General features: G+C 61.0%; 22 protein-coding genes. 15 read left to right on the top strand and 7 right to left on the bottom strand.

Translation table 11 applies throughout. The annotated features are described in order from the left end of the window. The 6 genes from MF268_RS21245 to MF268_RS21220 form a co-directional block, all read right to left on the bottom strand. A partial coding sequence (locus tag MF268_RS21245; RefSeq protein ID WP_238372865.1) for an IS110 family transposase occupies positions 1 to 326 on the bottom strand: 326 nt, incomplete at its 3' end. A 291-nt stretch (positions 327 to 617) separates the two neighbouring features. Next, positions 618 to 1,796 (bottom strand): geranylgeranyl diphosphate reductase, encoded by a 1,179-nt coding sequence (locus MF268_RS21240; RefSeq protein WP_238372864.1) that lies wholly within the window; start codon positions 1,794 to 1,796, stop codon positions 618 to 620. Between the two features lie 2 nt (positions 1,797 to 1,798). Beyond that, entirely contained in the window at positions 1,799 to 3,082 is a 1,284-nt protein-coding gene (locus tag MF268_RS21235) for a BCD family MFS transporter (RefSeq protein WP_238372863.1), read from the bottom strand. Beyond that, a complete protein-coding gene (gene chlG, locus MF268_RS21230; protein ID WP_238372862.1) occupies positions 3,079 to 3,987 on the bottom strand; it encodes a chlorophyll synthase ChlG in 909 nt (302 codons plus the stop codon). The genes MF268_RS21235 and chlG overlap by 4 nt, the downstream gene beginning before the upstream one ends. 66 nt (positions 3,988 to 4,053) lie before the next feature. Then, entirely contained in the window at positions 4,054 to 5,475 is a 1,422-nt protein-coding gene (ppsR, locus tag MF268_RS21225; protein WP_238372861.1) for a transcriptional regulator PpsR, read from the bottom strand. Continuing rightward, positions 5,472 to 6,251, bottom strand: a complete 780-nt coding sequence (locus MF268_RS21220; protein ID WP_238372860.1) for a cobalamin B12-binding domain-containing protein — start codon at positions 6,249 to 6,251, stop codon at positions 5,472 to 5,474. The genes ppsR and MF268_RS21220 overlap by 4 nt, the downstream gene beginning before the upstream one ends. A 303-nt stretch (positions 6,252 to 6,554) precedes the next feature. Here MF268_RS21220 and bchF point away from each other — a divergent pair, with 303 nt between their 5' ends. From bchF to MF268_RS21145, 15 genes are all read left to right on the top strand, one after another. Continuing rightward, a complete protein-coding gene (gene bchF, locus MF268_RS21215; protein ID WP_238372859.1) occupies positions 6,555 to 7,037 on the top strand; it encodes a 2-vinyl bacteriochlorophyllide hydratase in 483 nt (160 codons plus the stop codon). Further along, positions 7,034 to 8,302 (top strand): ferredoxin:protochlorophyllide reductase (ATP-dependent) subunit N, encoded by a 1,269-nt coding sequence (locus tag MF268_RS21210; protein ID WP_238372858.1) that lies wholly within the window; start codon positions 7,034 to 7,036, stop codon positions 8,300 to 8,302. The genes bchF and MF268_RS21210 overlap by 4 nt, the downstream gene beginning before the upstream one ends. Continuing rightward, positions 8,299 to 9,843, top strand: coding sequence for a ferredoxin:protochlorophyllide reductase (ATP-dependent) subunit B (gene bchB / locus MF268_RS21205; protein WP_238372857.1), 1,545 nt, complete (start codon positions 8,299 to 8,301; stop codon positions 9,841 to 9,843). The genes MF268_RS21210 and bchB overlap by 4 nt, the downstream gene beginning before the upstream one ends. After that, positions 9,833 to 13,396 carry a magnesium chelatase subunit H gene (locus MF268_RS21200; protein ID WP_238372856.1) on the top strand — a complete coding sequence of 1,188 codons (3,564 nt, stop codon included), beginning with the start codon at positions 9,833 to 9,835 and terminating at the stop codon, positions 13,394 to 13,396. The genes bchB and MF268_RS21200 overlap by 11 nt, the downstream gene beginning before the upstream one ends. A gap of 34 nt (positions 13,397 to 13,430) precedes the next feature. Then, positions 13,431 to 14,330 (top strand): ferredoxin:protochlorophyllide reductase (ATP-dependent) iron-sulfur ATP-binding protein, encoded by a 900-nt coding sequence (gene bchL / locus MF268_RS21195; protein ID WP_238372855.1) that lies wholly within the window; start codon positions 13,431 to 13,433, stop codon positions 14,328 to 14,330. Continuing rightward, positions 14,330 to 15,001, top strand: coding sequence for a magnesium protoporphyrin IX methyltransferase (gene bchM, locus MF268_RS21190; protein WP_238372854.1), 672 nt, complete (start codon positions 14,330 to 14,332; stop codon positions 14,999 to 15,001). The genes bchL and bchM overlap by 1 nt, the downstream gene beginning before the upstream one ends. Further along, positions 14,998 to 16,437 (top strand): PucC family protein, encoded by a 1,440-nt coding sequence (locus MF268_RS21185; RefSeq protein ID WP_238372853.1) that lies wholly within the window; start codon positions 14,998 to 15,000, stop codon positions 16,435 to 16,437. Before bchM ends, MF268_RS21185 begins: the two co-directional genes overlap by 4 nt. A 28-nt stretch (positions 16,438 to 16,465) precedes the next feature. Continuing rightward, positions 16,466 to 17,242: a photosynthetic reaction center subunit H gene (gene puhA, locus MF268_RS21180; RefSeq protein ID WP_238372852.1), complete on the top strand. Its 777-nt coding sequence runs from the start codon at positions 16,466 to 16,468 to the stop codon at positions 17,240 to 17,242. A 25-nt stretch (positions 17,243 to 17,267) separates the two neighbouring features. Then, positions 17,268 to 17,897 carry a photosynthetic complex putative assembly protein PuhB gene (puhB, locus tag MF268_RS21175; RefSeq protein ID WP_238372851.1) on the top strand — a complete coding sequence of 210 codons (630 nt, stop codon included), beginning with the start codon at positions 17,268 to 17,270 and terminating at the stop codon, positions 17,895 to 17,897. A gap of 9 nt (positions 17,898 to 17,906) precedes the next feature. Beyond that, positions 17,907 to 18,374, top strand: a complete 468-nt coding sequence (gene puhC / locus MF268_RS21170; protein ID WP_238372850.1) for a photosynthetic complex assembly protein PuhC — start codon at positions 17,907 to 17,909, stop codon at positions 18,372 to 18,374. Positions 18,375 to 18,387: 13 nt separating this feature from the next. Next, complete coding sequence (locus tag MF268_RS21165) at positions 18,388 to 18,684, top strand: hypothetical protein (protein WP_238372849.1); 297 nt, start codon at positions 18,388 to 18,390, stop codon at positions 18,682 to 18,684. After that, a complete protein-coding gene (acsF, locus tag MF268_RS21160; protein WP_238372848.1) occupies positions 18,681 to 19,805 on the top strand; it encodes a magnesium-protoporphyrin IX monomethyl ester (oxidative) cyclase in 1,125 nt (374 codons plus the stop codon). Before MF268_RS21165 ends, acsF begins: the two co-directional genes overlap by 4 nt. Beyond that, a complete protein-coding gene (gene puhE, locus MF268_RS21155; protein ID WP_238372847.1) occupies positions 19,805 to 20,608 on the top strand; it encodes a putative photosynthetic complex assembly protein PuhE in 804 nt (267 codons plus the stop codon). Before acsF ends, puhE begins: the two co-directional genes overlap by 1 nt. Continuing rightward, positions 20,598 to 21,812, top strand: coding sequence for a 5-aminolevulinate synthase (gene hemA, locus MF268_RS21150; RefSeq protein WP_238372846.1), 1,215 nt, complete (start codon positions 20,598 to 20,600; stop codon positions 21,810 to 21,812). Before puhE ends, hemA begins: the two co-directional genes overlap by 11 nt. 83 nt (positions 21,813 to 21,895) lie before the next feature. Beyond that, positions 21,896 to 22,324 (top strand): c-type cytochrome, encoded by a 429-nt coding sequence (locus MF268_RS21145; protein ID WP_238372845.1) that lies wholly within the window; start codon positions 21,896 to 21,898, stop codon positions 22,322 to 22,324. 186 nt (positions 22,325 to 22,510) lie between these two features. Here MF268_RS21145 and MF268_RS21140 read toward each other — a convergent pair whose 3' ends face one another. After that, the gene (locus tag MF268_RS21140) at positions 22,511 to 24,526 is read right to left on the bottom strand and encodes a sensor histidine kinase (RefSeq protein ID WP_238372844.1); all 2,016 of its coding nucleotides are present in this window, start codon (positions 24,524 to 24,526) and stop codon (positions 22,511 to 22,513) included. Positions 24,527 to 24,559: the final 33 nt, after the last annotated feature.

The raw sequence follows: 24,559 nt of genomic DNA, 5'->3' as shown, positions 1-24,559 counted from the left end.
AGGCCGTAGGAATGCAACTGCCGCAGCCACCCCGCATCGCTGACATCGGTTTTGCGGCCGGGCACGTTCTTGGCGTAACGGGCGTTCACCAGAATCACTTCGAAGCCCCGGGCCTCGAGGATCTCGAAAGCCGGGATCCAGTAGACGCCCGCCGACTCCATCGCCACGCTGGTGACGCCGCATGACTGGAACCAGTCGGCAAGGTCGTGAAGATCCTGAGTGAATGTTCCGATGGCGCGCACCGGCATGTCACAGGTGGAAGGATTGACCGCAGCCATATGCATCGTCGAGCCGATGTCGATGGCGGCCGCATTGGGGTTGACCATCTTCAGGTCCGGGTGGTCGCGGGTCTTGGGCTTCGTCCTGGCATGTCCTCCGTTCAAGGCGAAGGGCGTGGGCCATGCACGTTCGTCATCTTCCTAACCGGGATCGCCGCTATCGCGCCGTCACCACTCTCAAGTGCGCATCAGCCCATGTGCCACGTTTTTTAACGGGGTCAAACCCACCAATAAGCCATCGGCAACTGCCCTTCGCCATGAGCATAACACAGGCTGTTACTACCGCGCACAGGCGGGCTGCGGCCCGGAAAGGTTTTTTAGAAACGGGAAATTCGGCGCTCAGACGTAATCGGGTCTGACGATGCCTGTCAGATGCGCAAGGTTCTTGAGCCCGATCCGGACATGCGCCATGGGGCGGGACCGGACGATGGCCTTGTTCATATAAGCCTCGAATGTCAGGCGCTGCACATCCACGTCGTGACAGAGCGAGACGAAACGCTCTCGCCGGTCGTTCGAGCGGTAATAGGCGTTCTGCATCGAGGCCAGTACGCGGAACACCGTCTTGTGTTCGCGCATGAACAGTCGCCGGGCGAGTTTCAGATCGCTGGTCCGCCCGGTCGTCAGGCAAGCGGCGGCGGCGCTGGCCGCGACGCGCCCCCCGAACATCGCATAGTAAATCCCTTCGCCGGAGCTGGGGGCGACGACGCCCGCCGCGTCGCCGGCCAAGACGGTATCCTTGCCGTTGTCCCAGCGGTCGAGCGGTCTGAGCGGAATCGGCGCACCTTCGCGGCGGATCGTGCGGCATTCGCTGAGACCGGAGGCTTTGCGCAGGGCGGCTGTTGCGGCTTTGAGGTCGAAGCCCGAGAGGCCCGTCCCCATGCCGACGCTGGCCTGCTTGCCATGTGGAAACACCCAGCCGTAGAAGTCGGGCGAGATGTCGCCGTCGTAGACCACGTCGCAGCGGACAGGATCGTAACCTGCGCCGATTTGCGGCGCCTCGATGATCTCATGATAGGCGATGACATAGGGGATAGTGCTGCCTCCGGGCACCTCGGCACGGGCCACGGCAGACCGCGCGCCATCCGCGCCGATGATCAGGCGGGTGGGAATGCTGTGCAGTTCACCGCTTGCCTTTTCGCGATAGACAATGCTTGGGTTCGGCCCGTTACGGTCAACCTTGACGAAAGTGCCGGTGAGCCGCGTTGCCCCGGCCCCTGCCGCGCGGTCGCGCAGGAATTCGTCGAAATGCTCGCGGTCCACCATACCGATAAAGCCGTTTTCAATGGCCATGTCGACGCTGCGCTGGGTGGGCGAGATCATTCGCGCCATGGTGATATGCGCCACGAGCTGATCCTCGGGAATGGCGAAATCGGCGATCAGGCGCGGCGGGATCGCGCCGCCGCAGGGCTTGATGCGCCCGGCGCGGTCGAGCATCGCGACCTTGTGGCCCGAGCGGGCCAGATCCTCGGCGGCGGTGGCACCGCTTGGCCCCCCGCCGATCACGACGACATCATACATGGCTATTCTCCCGGTATCAGGCCGGCTGCGCCGGGGTGAGGTTTCATGATCTGGACCGCCAAAAGCGCGGCGGCCGTGAACAGAAGGGCTTCGCCGACAAAGACGAGCCCGAAGGATTCTGCGTCACCAAGGGTGGTGTGGCGCAGGATGTCCACGGCGGCAGCCCCGGCGAGACCGCCAAAACCGGCAGCGATGGCCTGCGCCCCGCCCCAGAGCCCCATCCTCGTGCCTTCACGCGTTTCGCGCCCGCGCCCCGCCAGAGCCATCATCGCGCCGATGGCGGCGACCGCGAACATGCCGTTGAAGAAACCGAGCGTGACGACGGCAGGCACCAGGGGCGCGCCCTGCCCGATTTGCCCGAGAAGGGTGATCGCAACGAGGCTGGCGGCAGAGCCGATACAGCCCGCGACGACCCAGCCACGCAGCGATCCGATCCGCAATCCGGTCACCGCGATGCCGACCGTCAGCATGCCAAGGAAAACGCCGCCATTCTGCGCGCCCGACAGCTGCGTAGACTGGCCGGGCGTATAGGCAAAGACCAGACCTGCGTAAGGTTCCAGGATCAGTTCCTGCATGAAATAGGCGACCATCGAGAGGAAAACGAAGATGGTGAAATGGCGGGCCTCGGGTTCGGCCCAGATTTCGCGTAGCGCGATAAGAAAGGGCACCGGTTCGGGCTGCGGCTGGCGGATCAGGCCGTGCTCGACACGCCAGACAGCGACAGTGGTCAGCGCCACCGCGCCAAGGGTGACGATGGCCACGATCCGGAGCAGCAAGCCCGGACTATAGGGATGAAGAACCCCCCCCACGGTGGCCGCCGTCACGGCAATGCCCGCGATCATCATCAGCCATGTGATAGTGGCGGCGGCGGCGCGGCGTTCGGGCTTTGTGGCGGTCGCGAGCAGCGCCAGAAGCGAGGTGCCGGAGGCCCCCACGCCAAGGCCGATCAGCGCATAGGAAACAACGGAGAGCGCGAGACCGGCGGCATAGCTGCTTGCAAAGAGAACAACTCCGAGAGCCGCCCCGAAACCGCCGAGCGCCAAGGCGACCATGCCGCCAATGATCCATGCCGTGCGGCGACCGCCGGTGTCGGAACGATAACCCCATTGAGGCCGGGTGATCTGAATGCCGTAATGCAGCGCCACCAGCAGGGCGGGCAGCACGGCGGGCAAAGCGAGTTCCACGACCATGAGCCGGTTCAGAGTCGAGGTTGTCAGCACGAATATCGCACCGAGGCACATCTGTACCAAACCCAGCCGGATGATGGAAAACCAACTGAGTGTCATGGCAAGACCTCGAGCGTTCGGATGGCAAAGGCGGAGATCAGCATGCCCGATACGTAAAGTGTCACGCCGACCCCATTGTACCAAGGCGCCTTGGCGCGCGGGTCGCGCAAAAGCACACGCATCGCTGCAAGCTGGCCGATCAGTACAGCGAGAATGGCGGCGGCGTGCAGCGGCCTGTCCCACGTAAACAAGAGCGCGATGACCAGAACCTGCGGCAGCGCCATCACCCAGCAGGCCAGCCGGGCCGCGCGCTCCGGGCCCATGGTGACCGGAAGCGAGTTGACGCCCATGCGGCTGTCGCCCTCAAGCGCCTTGAAATCGTTGAGCGTCATGATGCCATGCGCGCCTATTGCATAGAGCAGCGCCATCAGGATCACCGGCGTTTCCGGCAAGCCTGCGGACAGGACCGCCGCTCCGGTAAACCATGGCAGGCCTTCGTAGCACAGGCCCACAAGCCCCGGACCCCAGAGGCCCGAGCGTTTGACCCGGATCGGTTCCGCCGAATAGGCCCAGGCCGCCAGAACGGCCAAGACGGTTGCGGCGAACCCCCAGGGGCCGAGCGGGATGGCAAGCAGAAGCGACAGAACCGTCATCGCCAGCGCGATCCAAAGACCCCAGCGCCCCGGTATGCGGCCCGAGGGAATGGGGCGATTGGGTTCGTTGATCGCATCGACGAACCGGTCGCACCAGTCATTCGCGGCCTGGCTCATTCCGCAAACGACGGGACCGGCGAGCACGATGCCGAGAACTACCAGCGTCCAGCGGCCTTGCGGTGTTTCTCCGGAGGACACGACTCCACATAGATAGGCCCACATCGGCGGGAACCAGGTGATCGGCTTGATCAGCTGCAGCGCCGCGGCGGGCTCGGGAAAAGACCGGGGATGTGAATCCAAGATGACACTCATGTGTCTATCTTGATTTACATGTCGAGTCGTTGCAAGGAAAAGGATGGCCGACGCTGCGACCGGGGGTCAGCTGTCGGATTCGCTGTCGTGCAGCCCGTATTTCCGAAGCTTTACATAAAGGCTCTGGCGCGAAAGGCCGAGCATTTCAGCGGCGGCGGCGCGATTGTTCCGGGTCAGTTCAATGGCGGTTTCGATGCAGAGCTTTTCGACGACATCGTTGGTTTCGGCCACGATGTCCTTGAGCTTGGCCGAGCCGACCAGTTCGACCACGTTCTGATGCACCGCCTCTTCGGACTGGGGGTTGAGCGTGGTACGCATGGCTTCGACACGGCTGGCGTCGCGCACGAGGAAGGCCAGCGAGGGTCGCGCCCGCAGGTTCAGATAGGAAACCGAGATCTCGACAGCCGTCCAGCCGCCGAGTTCGTTCTTGAGACGCGTGGAATAGACGCGCATGTGGCCCGAGCGCGCAGCGTTTTCGAGCAGGATCGTCATGTCGATCTGCCCGCGTGACAGGTAGTCGGCGATGCTGCGGCCCTTGACGTCGGAAGCATTGCCGAAATCGATCATGTCGACAAAGGCTTCGTTCGCGGATTCGATCACGCCCTTGGTATCCGTGAAGACGATGGCGTCCTTTCCGTCACGGAACAGGGCGTTGAGGTTCAGGCTGAGCCGGTCATCGACGAGGTGCTCCGTATCTTCGGCATCAAGCCTACACAGAAGGTAACGCTCGCCCGCGGCGCGGAACAGGTTGGGCACGATGGAAACAAATCGTCGGCTCGCGCGGGTCATGACCGACAGATCGGCGGGCTGTTCGGACATCGCGATGCTGAGCAGGCTTTCGGTAAATTCAGTTCGGCGGCGATCCTTGAATTCCTGTGCGAAAGCCGACCCCTTCAGCTCTTCGACGCCGGAACCGAGGAGATTGGCGGCGGCATCGTTGAGATCGCGCACCCGCCCGTCGTTCACATTCACAAGAACGAAGGCTTCGCGCGTTGAGGCCATCACCATGCGGTAGCGGGCATCGAATTCTCGCCGTTCCTCGTAGCCGCGCTCGAGTGAAATCTGGGCCTGAACCAATTGCTGCTGGGCCTCTGCGACCTGCTGGAGATCGCGACCGATCATCAACAGCGTGCCTTCGCGGCTTACCTTGTGGACGTGGTAGCGGATCGGGAACTGCCAGGTGGCATTGTCGCGGTGATTGAGCTCGGCCGTGATCGACTTGTCATGACCTTTGGCAAACCTGTCGAGCACCGACTGGAGTTTCGGCCGGCTCTCGATCGTCAGGAATTCGCTCAGCGGTCTTCCTTTCCAGTGATCGAGATTTCCGTACCGGCTGCTTTGCTCTTCACTGAGAACTGAGATGACCTCACCGTCATGGGAAACGACCAGCGCGATGTCGGATGCCGAGGCAAGGACCGTGGGCAGGTATTCACTGTCGATACCGGGAATAGAGAAATCTTCCATCACGTTCCGCTGGTCAGAATTCATTTACGGTCCATTACTCTTTCATTCATGTCGAAGTCGGTCGACGCCAGAGCGATATTATAGTCGGCGGTCACCAGATCAACGCCGGTCTTTGCCATAAGGTCCTCTTCGCATTGAATGATCGGACCACCAAGGACAATACGTGGGGTTTTTGCAAGCCTGGAACGCATGACCTGCACGGTTTTCACCACATTGTCCAATGCGACGGACCCGCTGCACGATATCAGCACGGTTTCAAAAGGCTCTGACGTCAGCTTGCTGACGATCTTTTCGGGCAATGCAGGGGCCATCAGATGAACCGAATAGCCCGAGCGCCTTATCTTGTCGGCAAGCACGACGGGACCGATCAGGTGATCTTCCCTGTCGCAAACGGCGATCAAAACAGATGCCATCGGAGTAAGGTTGCTGCTGTGATGCCAGTCCGCCGAAAGGAGCTTGCATAGCCCGTGCAACCGGGCCGATCCCAGCGAGACCGCCGCAAAGCTGGCCTCGTCCTCTTCCCACTGCCGGCCCATTTCGCGGGCTGCATCGGAAATACAGTAATCGATGATGTCTGCCGGGCTGAGATCGCGGGATAACAGCGCGTTTCGCGCTTCTTCCAGAATAAAGATGTCCTTGGACATGGCGGTTCGAACCAACCAGTCGGTCGCATCGGTGACTCTTTCGCGGAATTCTTTCGGTGGTTTGTTGCGGAGTTCTGATATGACGCGGCGCGCTAATGCGTCGACGTTTTTGGCTGCGACTCCTTTCAGCCCATTGTCCCTCTTAGGTATTGGCATTGACGCGCCTCCCCGACCCAACACGGCGACGAGCACGGCGATAGGGCCAAAATTTCCTCCAAACGCCTCTCAAGTTTCATCCAGAGGCTGTAAAATGTCAAAGAGATTAGACAGAACCGGAAATTTGTAAGGATATTCAAGGGGCGCAAATAAACTTATGGGTCTAAACTCCTTTATTCACTGGCTCTGAAAGAAGGAATCGGTCCCACCGTTAGTCGAGTGTCAGGTTAAATGTGTAAGTTTTGGTTGACACTTATCCGAAACGCCCGTTAGATTTTCTCACAAGCAAGTGAGGAATCGGATATGTCCCGACGCCACGATGCACTTCCAGGCCCCCTGTATACGCCAGTTCAGCGTAAGAGGCGCGACGCCTCCCGCTGGACGCTGGTTCAGGGCATTCTGGCGCCCCTGCAATTCGCGGTGTTCCTGATCTCGGTCATTCTGGTGCTGCGCTACCTGCTGACCGGCGAAGGATATCCGCTGGCTACGCTGTCCATCGTGGTGAAAACCGGCGTGCTGTTCCTGATCATGATCACCGGCGCCATCTGGGAAAAGGTCGTTTTCGGCCAGTACCTTTTTGCGCGGGCCTTTTTCTGGGAAGATGTGTTTTCATTCGCCGTTATCTCTTTGCACAGCGCTTATCTCTACGCGCTCTGGGCCGGGTCGCTGCCTCCCGAAGGGCTGATGGCGCTAGCACTGGTCGCCTATCTTGCCTACGTAATCAACGCGGGTCAGTTCGTCTGGAAGCTCCGCATTGCGCGGCTTGAAGACCGGGTGACAGAATGACCGGGCGCGCCCTCGGTTGTGCGGAAATGCCGGTGCTGCGCCAGCGGGGCCAGCGCGAAGTGTTCTGCGGTCTCACCTCGATCATCTGGCTGCACCGGAAAATGCAGGATGCCTTCTTTCTTGTGGTCGGCTCCCGCACCTGCGCGCATCTTTTGCAAAGCGCCGCGGGGGTAATGATTTTTGCCGAACCGCGTTTCGGTACGGCGGTGCTCGAAGAAACCGATCTTGCCGGGATGGCAGATGCGCAGGAAGAGATCGACCGCGAGGTCGAACGTCTTTTGTCGCGGCGCCGTGATATCCGGCGGCTGTTTCTTGTCGGGTCCTGCCCATCGGAAGTGATCAAGCTGGATCTTTCGAAGGCCGCCGAAAGGCTTAGCAGGAAATACGCGCCGCAAGTGCGCGTGCTCAATTTCTCCGGGTCGGGTATTGAGACGACGTTTACCGAAGGCGAGGATGCCTGTCTTGCGGCGATGGTGCCGGATCTGGCCGAAATTGATGACCGGCAGTTGCTTATGGTGGGCGCGCTGCCCGACGTGGTACAGGATCAGGCGCTGAGCCTGCTGGACCAGCTTGGGATCGGCCCGGTCACGGTGCTGCCGTCGATGCGCGCGGACGATCCGGTGGGCGTGGGTCCGAAAACGGTCTTTGCCATGACGCAGCCGTTTCTGGGCGAAACCTGCGCCGCACTTGAGCGTCGGGGCGCACGCCATATCCCGGCGCCCTTCCCCTTTGGCGAGATCGGCACGACGGCGTGGTTGCGTGCGATTGCGGATGAATTCGATGTGTCGGATGCCGTTTTCGAGCGTGTCACTGAGGCGCCGCGCGCCCGGGCGCGCAGTGCCGTGGCGCGGGCGTCTGAAGTGTTGCGCGACCGTTCGGTGTTCTTTTTCCCGGACAGCCAGCTTGAGATCCCGCTGGCCCGGTTTCTGACCACGGAATGCGGGATGCGCGCCGTGGAAATCGGCGCGCCTTATATCCATCGACAGCTTGTCGAACCTGATCTTGAGATGATCGACGAGGGGCCGGTTCTATCCGAAGGGCAGGACGTCGATTTACAATTGGATCGGGCGCGCGCTGTACGGGCAGATCTGACGGTCTGCGGGTTGGGGCTGGCGAACCCATTGGAGGCCGAAGGGCTGACGACCAAGTGGGCCATCGAACTGGTGTTTACCCCGGTTCATTTCTACGAACAGGCGGGCGATCTGGCAGGCCTTTTCGCGCGGCCTCTGCGGCGACGCGATATGTTGCGGGTGGCGGCGGAATGAAGCTGACCGTCTGGACATATGAAGGCCCGCCCCATGTGGGCGCCATGCGTGTCGCGACCGCGATGAAGGGGCTGCATTACGTGTTGCACGCACCGCAGGGCGACACCTATGCCGATCTGCTGTTCACGATGATCGAGCGACGCGACCACCGCCCACCTGTCACCTACACGACCTTTCAGGCGCGCGATCTGGGTGCCGATACCGCAATGCTTTTCAAGACCGCCTGTCAGGACGCTTATGACCGATTCCGCCCGCAGGCGATGATCGTGGGCGCATCCTGTACGGCTGAGCTTATCCAGGACGACCCCGGCGGCATGGCGGAAGCGATGGAGCTTCCGGTGCCCGTCATCGCGCTGGACCTGCCAAGTTATCAACGCAAGGAAAACTTTGGCGCGGATGAGACCTTCTTCCAGATTACCCGCGCGCTTGCCCGGCCTGTGGATCGGACGGAATGGGTAAGCTGCAACCTGATCGGGCCGACCGCGCTTGGGTTTCGTCACCGCGATGACGTGACCGAGTTGACCGGGCTGTTGTCGGATATGGGCATAGATGTGAATGTCGTCGCCCCGCTGGACGCGACGCCCGCCGATATCGCCCGGCTTGGCGCGGCGCATTTCAACGTGCTGATGTACCCGGAAACCGGCGAGAGTGCCTGTCGCTGGATGGAGCGCGAGCTTGGCCTGCCCTTTACCAAGACCGTGCCGATCGGCGTCGGCGCAACCCGTGATTTCGTGACCGAGGTGGCCGAGTTGGCAGGTTTGGCCCCGCGTCTGGATACGAAACGGCTCCGCCAGCCCTGGTACACGGCCAGCGTGGACAGCACCTATCTGACCGGCAAGCGCGTCTTTATCTTTGGAGATGGCACGCATGTGGTTACTGCGGCGCGTATCGCGCGGGACGAGATGGGTTTCGAGGTTGTCGGCATCGGCTGTTACAACCGCGAACAGGCGCGCGCCGTGCGGCGCTTGGCCAGCGATTTCGGACTGACGGCGCTGATCACCGACGATTATCTCGACGTAGAGGCAGCGATTGCGGATCTCGCGCCGGAGTTGATCCTTGGCACCCAGATGGAGCGACATATCGGCAAACGGCTTGGCATTCCCTGCGCCGTGATTTCAGCACCGGTGCATGTGCAGGACTTCCCGGCGCGCTATTCGCCACAGATGGGGCTGGAAGGTGCCAACGTCATTTTCGACACATGGGTGCATCCGCTGGTCATGGGGCTTGAGGAACATCTGTTGCACATGTTCCGCGACGATTTCGAATTTCACGATGATGCGGGCGCGAGCCATCATGGCAGCCCGGCCGTGCCGCGCGGCAATGCAGCCCCCGCATCTGCGCCGACTACCGTGGCGGTTGATGCCGTTGCCGATCCGGGAACGGTCATCTGGCTGGCAGAGGCAGAAACCGAGTTGCGAAAGGTCCCGTTCTTTGTGCGCGGCAAGGCGCGGCGCAACACCGAGGCTTTTGCCCATGACCGGGGCCAGCACGAAATCAGCGTCGAGACTCTTTACGAAGCAAAGGCCCATTATGCGCGATGATTTCAACATCACGGCCAAGGCCTATAACGTGGTGATCATCACGCTGGATTCCCATGCGGCGGGGCCCGTGACGCGGGCAAGCCTGCGCCTTGCGCGGGACTTTCCGGGACTACGGGTAACGGTTCATGCGGCGGCGGAATGGGGCGAGAACCCGGAGACACTGCAAAAGGCCAAAGCCGCCATCGCCAGCGCGGACATGATCCTGGCCAACCTGTTGTTCCTCGAAGAACATGTGCGCCAGATCCTGCCCGACCTCAAAGCGCGGCGCGATCATGTCGATGGCATGATCGGCGTCATCGCCGACGCCGAAATCGTCAAGCTGACGCGGCTGGGACAGCTCGACATGGCAAAGCCTGCCTCATCGATGATGAAACTGGTCAAACGGCTGCGCGGATCGAGTGCGCCCTCGACCGAAAGCGGCGCAAAGAAGATGCAGATGCTGCGCCGCCTGCCGCGTATCCTACGGTTCCTTCCCGGCAAAGCGCAGGACCTGCGGTCATGGTTCCTTGTGATGCAGTACTGGCTTGCCGGATCGGACGACAATATCGAAGCGATGGTGCGCTATCTGCTGGGCAGATATGCAAACCGGCCCGAATGGCAGGGGGCTGAGGCCGCAGCGCCAGTCGAGTACCCGGAGGTTGGCCTTTACCATCCCGATCTTCCGACGCGCATCACGACCTGTGCGAGCGATCTGCCCGCGCTTGGAAAAACCCAAGGCACCGTGGGGCTGTTGTTGATGCGCTCTTACGTGCTGTCCGGTGACACGGCTCATTATGACATGGTCATTCGTCGGATGGAGGCGGCGGGGCTGCGGGTGATCCCGGCTTTTGCCGGCGGTCTTGATGGGCGACCGGCCATCGAAAGCTATTTCCGCAAGGCCGGTGCCGTACAGATCGACGCGCTAGTGTCGCTCACCGGTTTCAGCCTTGTCGGCGGGCCGGCCTACAACGACAACGCCGCCGCAATAGAGATTCTGAGGGCGCTGGATGTGCCCTATCTGGCGGCGCACCCGCTGGAATTCCAGACGCTGGGTCAATGGGCCGAGAGCACGCAGGGGCTTGGTCCGATCGAGACGACGATGCTTGTTGCCCTGCCCGAGTTGGACGGGGCGATCAACCCGACGGTCTTTGCCGGGCGTCATGGGTCTGACGGATGCGCTGGTTGTGCGCATCGCTGCACGAATGGGGCGGGCACCAAGTCGATGGCCCCTTGCCCCGAACGTATCGACAGCCTTGTAGAGAAGACCCTGCGCATGGTGCGGCTGCGGCAGCGCGAACTGGCGAAGAAAAAGGTCGGGATCGTGCTGTTCGGCTTTCCGCCAAATGCCGGGGCGGCGGGCACGGCGGCCTATCTGAGCGTCTTTGAATCCCTGCACAACACGCTGCGGGCGATGGCCACGCGGGGCTATACCGTGGAGGTGCCCGAAAGCGTCGATGATTTAAGGTCGGCCGTGCTCGAAGGTAATGCGGGGCGATACGGTCAGGAGGCCAATGTCGCGGACCGGATCAGCGCCGAGACCATTGTACGCGGCACCGCCCATCTTGAGGCGATCGAAGCGGTCTGGGGTCCCGCGCCGGGTCGGGTGCAGACCGACGGGCGTGACGTCTTTGTGCTGGGGCAGCATTTCGGCAATGTCTTTGTCGGTGTGCAGCCTGCGTTCGGCTACGAGGGCGATCCGATGCGCCTGCTGTTCGAGCGCGGCTTTGCCCCGACCCATGCTTTTGCCGCCTTTTACCTATGGCTGAGAAATACCTACCAGGCCGATGTTCTTCTGCATTTCGGGATGCACGGGGCGCTGGAATTCATGCCAGGCAAACAGGCGGGGATGGGGGCCACGGACTGGCCAGACCGGCTGATCGGCGAGATTCCGAATGTTTACCTTTATGCCTCGAACAACCCGTCCGAGGCAACTTTGGCGAAACGGCGCAGCGGCGCAGTGACGGTCAGCCATCTGACCCCGCCGCTGGCCAGGGCCGGTCTCTACAAGGGGCTTGCCGAGTTGAAGGACAGCCTGACCCGATGGCGCGGCACCTCGCCCGACGCGGTGGAGCGCGTTGAGCTGGAGGCCCTGATCCGCGAACAGGCTGCAGCCGTCGATCTGGCGGAAAGCGATCCGCAGGTGCTGTGGCTGCGCTTGCTGGAAACCGAGGATGCGCTAATCCCCGATGGGTTGCACGTGGTTGGACGAGCACTGAGTGCTGAGGCCAAGGCGGAATACCTCGAGCTCGTGGCGGATGCGCCCGAGGAAACGCGCCGGGTGGTCGAAACCCATCTGGGTGGTGACAGCGAAATTGACGCGCTGATGCGCGCATTGGAGGGTCGGTTCATCCCGCCGGTGCCGGGCGGCGATCTGATCCGCAATCCCGAGATCCTGCCGACCGGGCGCAATATACATGCCTTTGACCCGTTCCGGATGCCGACCGCCTTTGCCTGCCGCGAGGGCGCGAAACAGGCGCAGCTTTTGCTGGAAACCCATGACGGGCTACCCCGGTCGGTCGCGCTGGTGCTCTGGGGCAGCGACAACATCAAATCCGATGGCGGACCTATCGGTCAGGCGCTGGCGCTGATCGGGGCCACACCCCGGTTCGACAGTTTCGGCCGTTTGAGCGGCGCTGACCTTGTCCCACTGGCCGAACTTGGCCGTCCCCGGATCGACGTGGTGATGACGTTATCGGGCATATTCCGTGACCTGCTGCCGCTGCAATCGCGGCTGCTGGCCGAGGCGGCGTTTTTGGCGGCGACGGCCGATGAACCGCTGGAGCTGAACTATGTGCGCACCCATGCGCTGGCCTATGCCGAGCGTATGGGTGTCAGTCTCGAAGTCGCAGCCCTGCGCGTGTTTTCGAATGCCGAGGGTGCCTATGGGTCGAACGTGAACCAGCTGGTCGACAGTTCCGCCTTTGGCGATGAGGACGAACTGGCCGATGCCTATCAGGCGCGCAAGAGCTTTGCCTATGGCGTGAACGGGAAGGCGCAGCAGAATCCGGCGTTGCTTACCGAGGTGCTGCGTGATGTCGAAGTCGCCTATCAGAACCTCGAATCCATCGAGCTGGGCGTCACCACAGTGGACCACTACTTTGATACGCTGGGCGGGATATCGCGCGCGGTGAAACGCGCCCGTGGACAAGAGGCCGCCATTTACATCAGCGACCACACGCGGGGCGCGGGCCAGGTTCGAACGCTGGCGGCGCAGGTCGCGTTGGAAACCCGGTCGCGGGCGCTGAACCCGAAATTCTATGAACCGCTGCTGTCCCACGGCTCGGAAGGGGTGCGCCAGATCGAAGCGCATCTGACAAATACGCTGGGCTGGTCCGCGACCACCGGACAGGTGGAACCTTGGGTCTACCAGCGGCTGTCTGAAACCTTTGTGCTGGATGCGGATATGCGCGCGCGGCTGTCGGCTTTGAACCCGGTGGCAAGCTCCCGGATGGCCAATCGCCTGCTTGAAGCGAACGACCGCGCCTATTGGCAGCCCGATGCCGCCACGCTTGCCGCGCTTCAGGACGCCGCCGACCTTCTGGAAGATCGCATGGAAGGGATTGCCGCAGAATGACCCTGTTGACCCCCAAGCCGAAAAGGATGCCCTCATGAGCCCGCTCGACAAAGGCGTTCCGTCCCTGCGCGGACTGGACGGAGAAGGATCGGTGCAGGTGCATCAGGACGATGCGCTGAAGATCGAGGGGGCCAAGGTATTCTCGGTCTATGGCAAGGGCGGGATCGGAAAGTCGACGACTTCGTCCAACCTGTCGGCAGCGTTTTCCATGATGGGCAAGCGGGTTCTGCAGATCGGGTGCGACCCCAAGCATGACAGCACCTTTACCCTTACCGGTACGCTCGTGCCGACGGTGATCGACATCCTCAAGGAGGTCGAATTCCACACCGAAGAGCTGCGCCCCGAGGATTTCGTCTTTGACGGTTTCAACGGTGTCAAATGCGTCGAGGCCGGCGGGCCGCCCGCCGGAACCGGCTGCGGCGGGTATGTCGTTGGCCAGACCGTCAAGCTGCTGAAGCAGCACCATCTTCTTGATGACACCGACGTGGTGATCTTTGACGTGCTGGGCGATGTGGTCTGCGGCGGCTTTGCCGCGCCCCTGCAACATGCGGACCGGGCGGTTATCGTGACCGCCAACGATTTCGACAGCATATACGCCATGAACCGCATCATCGCGGCGGTGCAGGCGAAATCGGCCAATTACAAGGTGAGGCTGGCGGGATGCGTCGCAAACCGTTCGCGCGAGACCAACGAGGTGGACCGTTATTGCAGCACCGTCGGGTTCAACAGGATCGCGCATATGCCCGATCTCGACGCGATCCGCCGTTCACGGCTGAAGAAAAAGACCCTGTTCGAGATGGACGCCGACGAGGACATCGTCGCGGTCCAGAAGGAATACATACGTCTGGCGGAAACGCTCTGGAACGGGACCGAGCCGCTGGCACCTGCACCGCTGCCCGACCGCGAAATCTTTGAATTGCTGGGATTCGATTGATGACCTACGAGGCGACACGCAACCGGGTCGAAACCTATTTCGACCAGTCCGCGACCCGCACATGGGAGCGTCTGACCAGCACGGCAAAGGTCAGCCGCATCCGCGAAACCGTGCGACGGGGACGTGACCAGATGCGTGCCCGTCTGCTGGCGCGGCTACCGGATGATCTGCACGGCGCGCGGATACTGGATGCGGGCTGTGGCGCCGGTCAGATGACAGAAGAACTGGCCGCGCGCGGTGCAGATGTCGTCGCCGCGGATGTCTCACCCTCGCTGATCGACATCGCCCGGCGACGGCTAGACCCGGCACTGGCGGGCCGCGTGCGCTTTGCGGTTGGCGATATGCTCGACGCGGAACTAGGGACGTTCGATCACGCGCTGGCAATGGACAGCCTGATCTACTACGGGCCAGAGGATATAAAAGCCGCGGTGGCCGGGCTTGGCGCGCGCTGCACGCAGTCGCTGGTTTTCACCGTCGCACCGCGTACGCCGCTGCTGATGGCGATGTGGCACAGCGGCAAGATGTTTCCCCGCGCCGACCGGTCGCCCGTCATGGTGCCGCATTCGCCCGGACGTCTGGTGCGCGAACTTGGCGGACCCGCACGCATGACCGATGTGGGACGGACAAGCTCGGGCTTTTATATCTCGCACGCGCTGGAGTATCGCTCATGAAACCCCGGCGCAGCCCCCTGACCCTTTTGTCGCCGAGCGCCCTGCCCTTTGCGGATGCGGCCAGCCCGGGACTGACGATGGGACAGTTGCTGCGCCTTTCGCTGTTTCAGGTTTCGGTCGGCATGGCCTCGGTCATGTTACTGGGGACGCTGAACCGGGTTATGATCGTAGAGCTGAACGTCATGGCGAGCGTGGTGGCCGTGATGATCGCCCTGCCTGTTCTGATCGCGCCGTTCCGCGCCTTGCTTGGATTTCGCAGCGACACCCATCGCAGCGCGATCGGGTGGAAACGGATTCCCTATCTCTGGTTCGGCTCGCTTTGGCAGATGGGCGGGCTGGCGGTGATGCCCTTTGCGCTGCTGGTCCTTGGCGGCAACCCGGTTCACGACGTGCCCTTTGCCGGCGAAGTGCTGGCCGCGCTGGCCTTCTTGATGACAGGGCTCGGGCTGCATATGACGCAGACCGCCGGGCTGGCGCTGGCAAGCGACCGGGCAAGCGACGAAACCCGGCCGCGCGTCGTCGCCCTGCTATATGTGATGTTCCTTGTGGGCATGGGCCTTTCGGCGGTGATCATCGGCTGGCTGCTTCGCGACTTCTCGGGTCTACGGCTGGTGCGGGTAGTGCAGGGCGCGGCGGTGGTTGGCATCGCGCTGAACCTGATCGCACTTTGGAAACAGGAATCCATGCGCCCGATGAGCCGGTCCGAACGCAGCGCGCCGCGCCCAAGATTCGCGGATGCGTGGACCGATTTCGCCGCGCGCGCCCAAGTCGTGCGCCTGCTTGTGGTCGTCTTTTTCGGCACCATGGCATTCAACATGCAGGATGTGCTGCTGGAGCCATACGGCGGCGAGATCCTTGGTCTTTCGGTCGGAGCGACGACCATGCTTACGGCCGTCTGGGCGTGCGGCGCGCTGGCCGGATTTTGCGCAGCCGCGCGGAGGCTGGCCCGGGATGGCGATCCGTTCCGTATTGCCGCGCTGGGGCTGATGGTGGGGCTGGTTGCCTTTTCGCTGGTCATCTTTGCCGCGCCGATGCAGTCGGGCCTGTTGTTCTTTGCCGGTGCCGGGCTGATCGGGCTGGGCGGCGGGTTCTTTTCGGTCGCCACCCTGACCGCCGCCATGGCATTGCCGGTGGGAGACGTCGCCGGCCGTGGTCTTGCCCTTGGCGCGTGGGGCGCGGCGCAGGCCACGGCCGCCGGACTATCGATCGCGATTGGCGGCACGCTGCGCGATGTCATCAACACGCAGGCGCTTGCCGGGCATCTGGGTGCCGGGCTGAACAGCGCCTCGACCGGATACTCCTTTGTCTACCATATCGAGATCGGACTGATCTTTGTGACCCTCGCGGCGCTTGGACCGCTTGTGCGCAACGCGGTCCGTCCTGCCCCCCCTTCTGCAACCCCGACGCGGATCGGCCTTGCCGATTTCCCGACATGACATCTTTGACGCCGGAAAGGATCATTCCATGACACAGACATTCTTTGGCAATTTCGATCTCGCCAGCCTGTCGATCTGGCTTTTCTGGATCTTTTTCGCGCTACTGATCTACTACCTTCAGCGCGAGAACATGCGCGAAGGTTATCCGCTGCAAAACGAAAACGGCGAGCCTTCGGCGAACCAAGGCATGTTCCCGGTACCGGATGACAAGACCTTTATCCTGCCGCATGGGCGCGGGGTCGTTTCGTTCCCAAGCGACCAAAAGGGCGAACGCGCCGGTCTTGATATGGCGCTGGCCCGTACGGCGGTCAGCGAAGGTTTTCCGATGGTCCCGCTTGGCGATCCAATGATCGACGGGGTGGGGCCTGCCTCATGGGCGATGCGGCGTGACGTGCCGGAACTGGACGGGGCCGGCCACCCGAAGATCGTGCCGATGGCAGCCTCTGAACATTACCAGATCGTTGCGGGCCGCGATCCGCGCGGCATGCCGGTTGTCGCAGGCGACAGGGTGATCGTTGGACGGATCAAGGACCTCTGGCTCGACGAGCCGGAGCAGATGGTGCGCTATCTCGAAATCGAGCTGGACGGCAATATCGGGATGGGTTCGCGGCTGGTGCCGATGCCGATGGCAAAGGTGAAATCGAACCATGTCGCTGTGCGGTCGATATTTTCCAGCCATTTCGAAGCGGTTCCCAAACATACGGCGCCCAATCAGGTGACGCTGCTCGAGGAAGACAAGATCAGCGGCTATTACGCCGGGGGTCTTCTGTATGCGAGCGCGGAGCGACTTGAGCCGCAGCTTTGACACACCGACGCAAGGAGACGACGCCATGAGCCATGACGATTTCGCCGCAGAACCGATAAAGGGCCTGCCGGAGCTGCCGCCAAAAGGCGAAGCGATCCTTTGGCAGGGGCGTCCGGAAACTTGGGCGCTGGCGCGGGAGGCGTTGAATATCCTTTGGGTTGCGGGGTATTTCGTTGCGCTCACGCTTTGGCGGTTTGTCACCGTGGTCGATCAGATGCCGCTCGATTTGGCCATCGCAGCGGCCATTCCTTTTCTGATCCTTGGCGCGATCAGCTGCGGGCTACTCTGGATCGTCGCCTTTGTGCAGGCACGGTCCACGGTTTACACGCTTACCAATCGACGGGTCGCGATGCGGATCGGATCGGCCCTGACGGTCACGCTGAACATGCCCTTTACCCGTATCGCGACAGCCGATCTGTCGCTGCGCCGCGACGGAACCGGGACGATCGCGCTGAAGCCTGATGGCAGTGCGAGGCTGAGTTACCTCGTCTGCTGGCCGCATGTCCGGCCCTGGCATTTCCAGACACAACCGGCCCTGCGCTGCATTCCCGACGCCGAAAAGGTCGCCGCGCTGCTGGCCGATGCCGCCGAAACCCGTGTCTCGACACCCCGGATCGAACGGCGCCCGGCGCCGCAGGCAATTGCCGCAGAGTGAGATGAGATCATGACCATGTACGCCAGCGCAGAACGCAGATCCGCCCCAGACGGGAAAATCCCGCGCTACCTGCTGCGCGCGATGTTCGCGCTGGTTGTCTGTGTGCTGGCCCTAGTCACCTATGCCCGGTTGAGCGACGTGCCCCTGTCCGCCACCCCGCCCGAAGGTGCGATTGTCGCGAAACGCCAAATGACCCTGTCTTTCAACGATCTCAGCGGCGCGGTGCAGGTGCTCAACCCCGACGGCAGCCTGATGGTCGACCTTGGACCTGAAGAAGGCGGGTTTGTCGCCGGTGTCGCCCGGGTCATCAACCGCGAAAGAATCAAGAACCGGGCCGCGCCGGACGGGCCGGTCGTGCTGGTACGCCGCGACACCGGCCGGATTGCCATTACCGACCCCAGCACAGGCTGGAGCGCCGACCTCATGGGGTTTGGCGCGGATAATGCCAGGGCCTTCGCCAGGCTTCTGGACAGATGAGAGGGAAGCAAAAATGGGACTGATCACTAAGGAAGTCGAACGGGCACCCTGTACCGTCGAAATCAGCCACAGGTTCGAAAGCCTGCACGCGCATGTACGATTCAGCAACGGCGTCACCGTCAATCCGGGTGACGAGGTTCAGGTACAGGGCCCGGAGATCATGGCGCCCTTTGGCGAGGTCGTAAGCGAAGAACGCGAGGCCGTCATTTTGCGCGCCAGTGCGCTGGAGCGGTTCTGGACCCGCTGGACCGGAGATCTCGAAGTGATGGAGCTTTGCGAATTCTCGTTCTCGGAAGAGGTGACGCTATGAACATCCAGACCATGCACACCGCCGACATGACCAATGCCGAAGAGTCGCTGGCGCTTCAGCAGGCTCAGTCGGACATCGACAGCACCTCGGCCACGGATGTGGCGATGCAGAACACGCTGCTGACGCCCCGGTTCTATACGACCGATTTTGACGAGATGGACGCAATCGACGTGTCGCCTGTTCGCGCGGATTGGGACGCTTTGATAGACGAAATGAAAAGCGACCCTAACAAGGGCCATTTCAAGAAAAACGAAGACTGGGACCATGTCGACTGGGATGGGATGGAGCCGGCGCTGCGCAAGGAATTCATTGATTTTCTGATCTCGTCCTGCACGGCAGAATTTTCAGGCTGCGTGCTTTACAAGGAAATGAAACGGCGCGGGACGAACAAGGACATCACCCAGCTTTTCCAGCTTATGGCGCGGGACGAGGCACGGCATGCCGGGTTCATCAACGACGCGCTGCGCGAAGCCGGTGTGGCGATCAACCTCGGCTTTCTGACGCAAAAGAAAAAATACACGTATTTCCGGCCGAAATTCATCTATTACGCGACCTACTTGTCGGAAAAGATCGGCTACGCGCGTTACATCACGATTTTCCGGCATCTGCAGGCGCATCCCGAGCACCGGTTTCACCCGATCTTCAAATGGTTCGAGGAGTGGTGCAACGACGAGTTCCGCCATGGCGAAGCCTTTGCCCTGCTGATGAAAAGCGACCCCAAGTTGACCTCGGGGATGAATGTCTACTGGATCAAATTCTTCCTGACGGCGGTCTACGGCACGATGTACGTGCGCGACCATCAACGCCCGGCCTTTCACGAAGCCCTAGGCGTCGATCCCGACTGGTACGCGCGTGAAGTGTTTACCAAGACCTCCGAGCTGACCAAGCAAATCTTTCCGGTCACATTGGATATCGACAACCCGAGATGGCAGCGCGGCTGTGAGAAACTCCAGCGCGCCAATGCCCGTATCGCCGAGGGCAAGCGGCGCGGCGGGCTGGGCGGCTGGATGACGAGCACGCTGAATTCAGCGCGGGCAGCGATGGCCTTTGCCGGACTTTATACGATCCCGGTCAAGCGCCATGTGGTTCCAGCCTCGACCCGTCTGGAGCCTGCTTACTGATGGAAAACCCCTGGATCGCCGCACTGTCTGCATTGTTTCTCTGGTGGTTCGCCACCGGCGCGATCCTGATCGTGGTGCGGCGTGCCGGGACAGCCGGAGCCAATGTCGCTCTGGCCGCCCTGCCCCTCCTTGGGCTTGGAATCTGGGGATTCACGGCGACATTGCAGGACACGAGCGGCATAGGGGCCTATGGCGGCTTTATTGCGGCGCTGGCGATATGGGGCTGGATCGAGCTTGCCTTTCTGACCGGGCTTGCCACCGGTCCCAATCTGCATCCCTGCCCGAAAGACATTCCCGAATGGGAAAGGTTCATTCGCGCATGGGGGACCATCGCCCATCATGAAATGTTGATCCTCGGCTTTGCGCTGGCCATGCTGGCCCTTGGATGGGGGGCGGAAAACCAGGTGGGCGTCTGGACCTTCCTCGTGCTTTTCGCGGCGCGGATCTCGGCCAAGCTGAACCTCTATCTCGGCGTGCCACGGATCAATCTGGAGTTCCTGCCAGAAGCCCTGTCGCACCTGCCAAGCCATTTCCGCATGGCGCCGATGAACTGGCTGTTCCCGGTGTCGGTGACGCTGCTCGCCTTTGCTACCGATTGCTGGCTGGAGCGCCTGCTGGCGGCCGAGAGCGCTGGCGCGCGCACCGGCTATGCGCTTATTGCGGCGATTACCGGGCTGGCGCTGGTCGAACACTGGCTGATGGTCCTGCCTTTGCCCGACGCGAAACTCTGGCGCTGGATGCTTCCCGCGCCGAAACCCACACAAACCAAGAAAACAATACGGGAGGCGCATCATGGATTTTGATGCCATGTTCGACACACAACTCGACGCTTTGAAGCAAGAGGGGAATTACCGCGTTTTCGCCGAGCTGGAACGGCGCTGCGGCCATTTTCCCCGTGCGAAGAGCCATGATGACAATGCGCCCGACGAGGTGACCGTGTGGTGTTCGAACGACTATCTTGGGATGGGTCAGCATCCGGTGGTGCGCGACGCCATGAAAGAGGCCGTCGATCGTTGCGGCACCGGCGCGGGCGGGACGCGCAATATCTCGGGGACCAACCACCATCACCTGCTGCTGGAGCGGGAGCTGGCCGATCTGCACGGCAAGCAGGACGCCCTGCTGTTCACCTCGGGCTATGTGTCGAACTGGGCTGCCCTGTCGACGCTGGGCAGCCGCCTGCCCGATGCGGTGATACTGTCGGATTCGCTCAACCACGCGAGCATGATCGAAGGCATTCGCCAGTCCCGCGCCAACAAGGTCATCTGGAAACACAACGATCCGGAAGACCTAGACCGTGCGCTGTCGGCTCTGCCGGCCAATACCTGCAAGATCGTCGCCTTTGAATCGGTATATTCAATGGACGGCGATATCTGCCCGATGCAGGAGATCGTCGAAGTGGCCGAAAAACATGGCGCGATGACCTATCTGGATGAGGTTCACGCGGTCGGACTCTATGGCGCGCGCGGCGGTGGCATCAGCGAACGTGAAGGGCTGGCAGACCGCATTACCCTGATCGAGGGGACACTGGGCAAAGCCTATGGCTGCATGGGCGGTTATATCACCGGATCGGCGTCGATGTGCGATTTCATCCGCTCTTTCGCCTCGGGTTTCATTTTCACCACGGCCCTCCCCCCGGCCATCGCGGCCGCGGCTCAGGCGAGCATTGCGCATCTGAAGCAGTCTGATGAGGAACGCAAAATCCAGCGTGACCGCGTGGCGAGACTGCGGTCGATGCTCAATGCGCAGGGAATTCCCCATCTCGACAACCCCAGCCACATCATACCAGTGATGATCAAGGACCCGGTCAAATGCCGGATGCTGGCCGATATCCTGATGAACGATTACGGCATCTACGTGCAGCCGATCAATTATCCGACCGTCCCCAAAGGAACGGAGCGCCTGCGCTTTACGCCATCGCCGCTGCACAGCGACGCGGATATCGATCATCTGGTGCAAGCGCTTACGGTTCTGTGGAAGCAATGTGCGCTGGCCCGAGCGGTTGCCTGATCACAAAACGCAGGTCTCTTTTTCATGCACTTGACAACTAACATGGTGCGCTAGGTTTACAGATATCATTTTGGGAGGTTCAAATGAGAGTCGTGTTTTTGGTTTCGGCGGCAGCCATTAGCTTGGCAGTTCCCGCTTTCGCGCAGGACGCATCCGGAGACCCGGAAAAAGGTGCCAGAGAATTCAACAAGTGCAAGGCGTGCCATTCCATCGTCGATGCGAGCGGCGAAGCCGTGGTCAAAGGCGGCAAGGTTGGCCCCAATTTATACGGTGTGGTCGGTCGGAAAGCTGGCAGCGTCGAAGACTTCAACTATTCAGAGTCGATGGTGGCAGCCGGGGAAGCGGGTCTGAACTGGGATCTGGAGCATTTCATTCCCTATGTCGCAGATCCAACAGGTTTCCTGAGAGGCTACCTTGAAGACGACAAGGCCAGAGGCAAGATGATCTTCAAGCTCAACAAGGAAGAAGACGCGCAGAATGTCTGGGCCTACATCGCTTCCGTCAGCGAGTGATCGGATCGTATCCGGACCGGCAGCTTGAAGGATTTCTCGGGGTAATTCGTACCCTGCCAGAGCTACTGTAATCTCGCCGCGATGCTCTGGGGACTAATGACGACGGCTTATGGCTTGGGAACCGGTCTGTGCCCTGCGATGCCTATCGACGTGAAGAGTACGAACCAACGCCTTTGAGTAGCTTCGTCATGCTACGGATAGAACAGCTGTTTCCTCTTCCGCGGCGGAAACCGGGAGGTCAAATTGGAAGCGGCTGCCCTTGCCGACTTCGCTTGTTGCTGACATCCGGCCTCCGTGAGCTTCGACGATCTGCTTAGCGATGGCAAGCCCAAGGCCAAAGCCGCCATGCGCCCGGGTCGGCGAGTTATCGACCTGCTGGAACCTTTCGAAAATGCGTTCAAGATCCTCACGCTCGATGCCGCAACCTGTATCTTCAACGCTGAAGAAAACGCGCCCTTTGTTCTCTTCGGCAGTTATAGTTATGCCGCCCTCGGTGGTGAATTTTGTCGCGTTGCCGACGAGGTTATACAGAACCTGACGCAGGCGTTTTTTATCCGCGAAGGCGGTTGCCGCGTTCACCTCTGCGGTCAATGTCAGCCCCTTTTTCTTTGCCATAGGGGTCAGATCATCGAGGATGGACTGAACCGCTTCCTCGACATCGACACTCGTGAAATCGATGTCGACCTTGCCACGTTCCACTTCCGCCCAATCCAGCAAGTCATTCACAAGGGTGAGCATGTGGTCGGCCGATTTCTCGATCTTGGTCGAGTAGAGTTCGACGGCCTGATCATAAGCGAACCCAGCCTTTCCCAGCCCCTCTTCCTGGTCGGTGATCTCCAACTCGGAAAGAAAATCTGTTCGCTGCGGAAGGAGGCCTTTTTTTGCAAGAAACTGTGCGTAGCCGATGATTACCGTCAGGGGGGTACGGAGTTCGTGTGTGACGTTGCTAAGGAAATCCGACTTTTGTGAGTTCGCAGCCTCGGCTGCAATCTGGGCATTTTTCAACGCCGTAACTTCCGTCAGGATCGAGACCGAAAAACCATCTGCGGTGCGGCTTTCAGAAACGCTCACCCAGCTTTCGTCAGGGCGCATGTAGACGAACTCCTGACCTTCCTTGTGCGCATCGAGCCGTTCCCGGACCCATTCTTCATCAGAAACCAAATCCCGATTGCGGCGACCCTTCGAGGCAATACGGATAAGGGTTTCGTACCGGATTCCCGGTCCGATATCGCCGAGGATTTCTTGGAAAGGTGCCGCGAAACGGGAATTACAGACGAGCAGGCGATCATGTTCGTCATAGAGAACAAATCCTGCATCGATGGCTTCGACGGCATTTTTCAATAGCTTGTGCGCGCGGACTTTCGCGCGGGAAAGACGCCGAACCCATTCCAAGGCGATCGTTACAAGAGAAATGACCAGAAGGATTACGGCTAGCAGGAACAGGAAATAGGCCGAAATAGAAGGCCATCCATTTGAAGGGACCGCGAGAAGTTCCCATTCGTTCGATCCCAAAGCAATCGTTTTACTGACCGGCTCCATCGTCAAAGCTCTTCGGCTGCCGAGAAGCGTTTGACTTGCCGAGGATGGATCGACGGATCTTAACGCAACGAGCAACTTACCATCGTAGCTTTCCTGCCCGGTCGGAACCGTCAGGACCTCATCATCACGGAAGGCGACAAGAATCGAACCCCATAGCCTACCCGTCGTGGCGCCAACTTTTCTGTAGATCGGATAGGCAACAAGTTGGAATTTGGAGGCATCGCTGCCTTGGATCGTTTCACTTATGAATGGTGACGGAAAGACCGTGAACTGCAATGCGATATCTGCGTAGACAATCATTTCCGGCGATTGAAATCCGTAGCTCACCTTGCTTCCGTTCTGGTTATCCAGAATGGACACGCCCGCGATGCTTGGGTGGAGCCCCACGAGGACTTGAGCTGCGTTTGACGCGATTTCTGCGGTAACGCCCGCATCTGAAGCCGCGGCTGTTCCCAGACGTCCTGCCGTCACATCAAGACCATAGAATTTGCTCTGGAGATCTCGGGCAATATCCTGCAGATCGTCCTCAACCTGAGCGAGGACCAAGCTGTTATAGCGTGAATTTTCCAGCAGCAGGAGGCCGCTGCCGAGGGTGCCGAGGATCAGCGTCAGAATTACGATGCCTGCACCAGACAAGCGGGCAATAGTTTCGGAATTAAACATTCTCTCCATCCCATATATTGCCAGCGTTTTAGT

It is taken from the genome of Heliomarina baculiformis, assembly GCF_019966545.1.
In the GTDB taxonomy this organism is placed as follows: domain Bacteria; phylum Pseudomonadota; class Alphaproteobacteria; order Rhodobacterales; family Rhodobacteraceae; genus Heliomarina; species Heliomarina baculiformis.
Note: the sequence above shows the minus strand (reverse complement) of the source record. Positions and strands in the feature narration are given on the sequence as shown.